3 protein-coding genes are annotated in these 6,150 nt (G+C 32.3%); 2 read left to right on the top strand and 1 reads right to left on the bottom strand.

All coding sequences use genetic code 11. The features are described 5' to 3' along the window. Window positions 1-1,939: 1,939 nt before the first annotated feature. The gene (locus DMG62_22350) at window positions 1,940-2,413 is read right to left on the bottom strand and encodes a hypothetical protein (protein ID PYY20717.1); all 474 of its coding nucleotides are present in this window, start codon (window positions 2,411-2,413) and stop codon (window positions 1,940-1,942) included. A gap of 2,210 nt (window positions 2,414-4,623) precedes the next feature. Between DMG62_22350 and DMG62_22345 the strand changes: the two genes are divergently transcribed. Further along, window positions 4,624-4,983 carry a hypothetical protein gene (locus DMG62_22345; GenBank protein ID PYY20716.1) on the top strand — a complete coding sequence of 120 codons (360 nt, stop codon included), beginning with the start codon at window positions 4,624-4,626 and terminating at the stop codon, window positions 4,981-4,983. 274 nt (window positions 4,984-5,257) lie between these two features. Continuing rightward, on the top strand, window positions 5,258-5,581 hold the full coding sequence (locus DMG62_22340) for a hypothetical protein (protein ID PYY20715.1): 324 nt from the start codon (window positions 5,258-5,260) through the stop codon (window positions 5,579-5,581). The last annotated feature ends 569 nt before the right edge of the window (window positions 5,582-6,150 follow it).

Here is a 6,150-nt window from a genome sequence, read left to right as displayed (position 1 = left end):
TAATTTACATAATTTACATAATAAATAGTCAAAATTTAGTAAGCAAAAGAGACAAAGAAAATATACAATAATTACCTTCATCATCTTCACTCTCTGATAATTGAAGTAGACCAGTGATACTGTCTTGATATCGTTGATGTTTATTTTTGGTAGAATTTGAATTGGTGGATAAGGATCGTTTTTTACCATTAGTTTTTTTAGCTGGTTTACTTGTAGATGTTGCTGTTTTTATTTCGTAGTTGTCTCCATAAGTCTTATTAGACTTATCAAGAATTGAGCTGTAATCCAATCTAAAACGTTCATTTCCGCATTGCAATCTTTCCGGTAGTTCCGAAGTGAAATCATCAGGCGTATCATCGACCGTTGGTTCCGAATCATCATCAGGAACAGTAATGACTCCAGGACTTGACTTGCTGCTATTACCTAATTACAATATACATAGAATAAATGTTAAGCTTTAAATAAATAAATAAAAATCAATAAATATTAAATTTAATAACAATTCGTTACCAATTGTAACTTCTTTTTCTTGGTTCGGAGTATCAGGAGTTTCCGGAGTATCGGGTTCTTTCTTCTTACCTCGACTACCTGTTAAATAAATGTCAAATGCCGATCAGAACATATAGCGAATTCAATTTTAAAGACTAATGATAAAGAGTTTTTGTTACCTGCTTTAGCTTTAATCGTAGTACTTACAGCAGGCTGATTTGTTTTGCCACAGCCACGACTACGACCACGACCACTACCACCTCTTCCACGACCACTACCACCTCTTCCGCGACCACTACCACCTCTTCCACGACCACTACCACCACTTCCACAAGCTTCTTATTACAATAAAAGTCAATAAAAATCGCAACAGAACGATTGAAATTCTAATTTATAATACTCACTTGCGATTTCATTTTTGTTAGTTTTGCTAGTTTCAGTAGATTTTCGAGTTTTTTGCGTTCTTGCCATTTTGAATAAATACTAAATACTTCAATGAAAATGTTTTGTGATAATAAAGAAAAAAAATAAAGTGAAAAAGAAGCAAAGTGGGAAAGGTTGTCCTTTATATTGTTCGATTTAAAAAAGTCTCTTTTATTATAAACAGTGATAAGCTTTTAGATCTAATAAATACATCAATAAATAGACTTTTATACCGGTATATATTTAGACTTTGAAATCGTTAATAATAGAACGTGAACAACACTGCCTAATAAAGCTATTTATATATATATATGATGCAAGAACGTTTTTCCGATTTTTCATATATCACTTCAACTGATTATAAGGCTTCGCCTTTGTTATTGTTAAATGAGCTTAATATGTATTAGTCCCTTAAAATAAACTCTTATAATACCAAATATAGTAATGCCCTTATTGTTAATAATGTAACACTGATTGATTAAAATTGTTAACAATGCTAAATAAGACTTAAATATAACGAAACTAATAGATAAATAGATAAGTCTATATATAGCGAAACTTGTTTATTTTTATTTCTTTAAATTTTACTAACGAAACTAATAGATAAATAGATAAATAGATAAAGTCTATATTTAGAGAAACTTGTATATTTTTATTTCTTTAGCTTTATATTTAAACTTTGTACAATTGAACGACATTTTACAATAAATAAAACATAACGATATTTAGCAATAAATAAACTTTCTTTCTTTATTTTTCTTTGTAGTACTATTTAAACTTGTAGTATATAAATTTTATATATATAACAATAAATAATAAACTTTGCCATTCTTTGTAAACTTGGAAAATGCGTAGAAGTCGTCTTTCATTAACTAAACCATTCTCTTTGCGCGAAAGTGCAAACTTTTCTGGCCGTAATATCCTTCAAAGGTATAAACAGATTGGCTCGTGTAAGTAATGTATTAGGTATATGGACAGGCTCTATAGTCTGAATCTTCGATATTACATTCTAATGCTTATACTGTTTCTAAATGTTAACAATCAAGATGAAACAGAAGTCGACGACGACGATAACGGCGAAGATGACAACGAAGAATATGATGACGACAATAACGGAGAAGACAATAACGAAAAAGATGATGACGACAATAACGGCGAAGATGATGATGACAATGATAGAGAAGTCGATGACGGTGAAGTTGATAACGACAATAACGACAATAACGGAGAAGGTGACAACGAAGAATATGATGATGATAATAACGAAGAACATGATGGTGATGATGATAGCAGCGAAGATGATGATGACAATAACGGAGAAGATGATAACGATATCTACAACGAAGAAAACGTTTATTATGATGATGATGATGACAATGTGGATGAGGATGAAATGGAAGAAGATTACGATTTTGGAGAGGATGATGATAGTATTGTTGATGATAGTAATAACGTAATGTTTAAATGTATTCATTTGTTCGCTTCTACTGTATAGTACCATCCTAGATGCCGTATTTTAATAAACGCATTTTCCATTTGTAATAAAGCATGAAGATACGATAGTTGATTCATCATTAGGTAGCGACCATATGTCGAAAATAAATGGAAGTTTTGCACCTTACTTCGAAAATGCGACTACGACATTGTTATTTTGTTGGATACAGAAACACAATATATGTAAGTTCAATTTTATTTATAACGATATAGCGAAACGAATGCATTTAATGATCTACACTTAAATAATGATCTACGTCAATATATAGCAACGAACGCATACAATGATTTAGTAGGCATATTACAACATCCCGAGTTTGATGTAAAAGATGTTGTAAAGAATATAAGAAGGTTCCGGCAATGGAGAAATTGATTGCCATTAATGCCTATAAGGACGCGCTCTATCAAAATAGATCCAAAGAAGGCTCCGTTTACGTCTAAAGGAACAAAACCTTGTTACTATCTATCAATTCATGATATTATTCAGAACATATTAAATAATCCGTCACTATATGACAAGTTGTACTTCGGACCAGGAATAGAAGCCGAGGAAAAAAGGGAATATTGGCATGGGGATCTCTGGGCCGAATCACCGTTCTTTGGCCAAGATAAAATAAATATCAACGGAGGTAATTTGGTTTATTGCTGCAATTAACGAATATATGTATATAATTTATTCTATATTTATTTGTACTTAGTAATTTATCGTCCAAGCGAATTTGTTATATATAAAGAAAACAGCAATCGAAGATTTGGACGAATAAGATCGATCGTATCCGTAAATGACGAACTTCGGATAAAAATACAACGGATATATACTTATAATGAATTACCGAACAATTTTCATAGCAATGCTCGATCGATTTCAAGCGAAACGCAATTGTGGTTGGTAGACCAACACTTGGAAGAGGGCAGTATTATCGCAAACACTAATGAGATAACTAAAAAGATTGATGTTACAATTGTTCGTGATTCAACAATTATTACTGACGGCATTTTTATTAAAAACATTTTATACAAAAACAATGGTTATTGGAAATTACGAGATGCAACACTAGACTATATGCATCCATGTGAATATTCTATTCTAAATTCACCACCACCACCACAATATAGCAATCTCCGAGTTTTAAAGATATTTATCGATATCTATTATGACGACTTCGGTACCTATTGAAACGTGTACCATTCGTTAGGTGGAGTTTATATTCAAGTAGGGAACATGTCATTCGATATGAGGCAACATCTTCGTAATCATTTCGTCTTGGGCTTTGTTCCTTTTGGCGGTCATTTCGAAGAATTTATTCGTCCTTTTATTAGGGACATGAAACTATTAGAAAAAGGCGTATTAATGAATGTGCAAGGAATAGATTGTTGGATCGTAGCTGGTCTTGGATGTGTAACCGCAGACCTGCCTCAAGGGAATGATCTAACAGATTTCCCGCTACCACCACATTACTAATACACAATTCAAAGATATATTCACAGCTCAAACCCTAAAGTAACGAAGTGACATTTTGAAAGAATATGGCCTGCGTACCACTTTACCAATACTCGATCGGCTTCAACGAGAACGTCACCTGCAGTCACCGCAAGATATTTACCACCTAATAGCTGGCAAGACGTTAAAACTTCTTAAATTGACGATTGCTATGCTATCTCCAGAAGGCGAACGAAATTTTCTTAGAGAGTGGAAATCGTTCGAATATCCCCCCCAATGGTCGAAACTCCCAAACCCAATCAGTCATCTCGATAGTTTCATGATGTCAGACCGCATTCGATTAGGCATGGTAATGCCGTTTATACTAAATAGAACCTTATCCGTTAATTGTTTGAGACCACAAGAATTGGTGAAACTACAAGAAGGAACAAACCTGAATCGCAATCAAGTGATTAATGCAATTATTAAATGCTGGGCAATTGTGGCCAAATGCTCTTGCTTAGCATTTAAGATTTCGTTAACAAATGACGACTTTGTAGATCTTGAAAAGTATTTGAAAATGGAACGAAGAGCATTGATTGAGGTAAGACTATATATGCATTAGTTATATGAATTATTTATATTGACATAATCGAAATGTCTTTTAAATGAGCTCGGAATGGATTGGCAGACCGGAGCAGGAACTCCGGAAGTGACAGAAGTGATTCGGAAACTAAACTAATACTATTTTGTAGCAGGTTTCTCTGAACCTGATTTTGCTAACTGTATTATATTAAATGCAGTTATTCGATGATTTTGTTGGCCTTCCTAACCTTCACGCCAGTTTTCATTTATTGCGACATGCAAGAACTTTCAGAACTCTTGCGAATACCGAAGTCGGAACAAAAGAGATGGTCCATCGTATCTTTAAAAATATGGTTTCTCGTACCAATTGCAAAAACATCAAATTTGACTTATTAAAACGTTATACGACGCTGCAATCCATTCGGCATCTTGCAGATGGTGGAATCGATCCTCGAAACTTACAACCTAGCATTGATTTTATGAATATATCCCAAGATTTTAATCATTTGTTCAAAGATTGGTTTATTATGGAAAGTTCAACGACGGATAATGAAGAAGTGGAAGGTAATTGATACATTTATTTATTCTAAATAGTAAAAGTGACTACATGCTAACATTTTTTTAATAGTCTGTTCACAGTCTAATCAATTTCGAAATATAATGCTAAGAAAGCCAGTGTCAGTTCATAACACGAATATTGTCATTGATACAACGTTTCGAACTGACTTATCTCTTGCATACGAAAGTTTTGGATATCATGCATCACTAATCAACAAACCTTGTAACTTTTATAAAAGCGCATCTTATATTAGCGACGAAATTCAATGCCATTTGAATATAGACGATGTGGTGACGATTCAAGTGGCCGATTATGGTGAAAGCTACGCAGTTATCAAAGGTATTTTCAAGCACAAGAGCAACGATGGATATTTCTTTTCGTTTATCTACGTTGATTGGTTTGAAAGTACCTTCAAGAATCATGACAAATTGGATTGTCCAATCTTTGTCCTTCGTCATGATAATCTTTATCGCAGGATTTTTCCGTTAACGGTCGTAGATAAAGTTCGAAAGGTGCATTTCGTACACGATTGTAATGCAAGATGCAAGGACAATCATAATTTGGAAAATAAGCGTTATTTTAAAAATGACTTCTTTTTTAAAGCGATTTAAATATAGGTAATATAACAATAAGTCTTTTTATTTTGCTTTTATCGTTTCTTACTTATACTATATTTATTTTCTTTTTTTTTGTCCGGAAGGCAAGCATTAAAACAGCAACATCTACCTACAAAATCAAAGACGAAAGCCTTTATCTGGTTCTTCGCGAACGATCCATTGAACACGATTTTCGCACCTTCGGACTGGATTACATAATCTTTAATAGAATAGCATATAATATATACATATTGATTATTTATTATACATTAATTTACTATATGTTTAATGCAAAGATTACATAGATTTATTACACATTTACTACAAATTTATTATATAAATACTTTAAATTATTTACATGATTACTTTAAGCTTACTTTAAATAATTTATATGTTTACTTTAAATAATTTGTATAACACTTTAAATAATTTATATGTTTACTTTATAAAAATGCTGCATTTTTTGTATAGTTTCTTTATTGCTTCTATGTTACTTCTCTACATTTTATATTCTATTACTATTTTAAATACATATCGCCATGTTGAATTTAACTCAAAATAGCAATACGCCTACTACATTAAGT

The sequence above is a fragment of the Acidobacteriota bacterium genome (assembly GCA_003225175.1).
GTDB lineage: Bacteria > Acidobacteriota > Terriglobia > Terriglobales > Acidobacteriaceae > Gp1-AA112.
This window is presented reverse-complemented; position numbering and strand designations above follow the sequence as displayed.

Excerpts from the sequence above, each read along its gene's own strand:
- DMG62_22345 (PYY20716.1), top strand. The coding sequence starts at position 4,624 with ATGCAGTTATTCGATGATTTTGTTGGCCTTCCTAACCTTCACGCCAGT.
- DMG62_22350 (PYY20717.1), bottom strand. The coding sequence starts at position 2,413 with ATGGTACTATACAGTAGAAGCGAACAAATGAATACATTTAAACATTAC.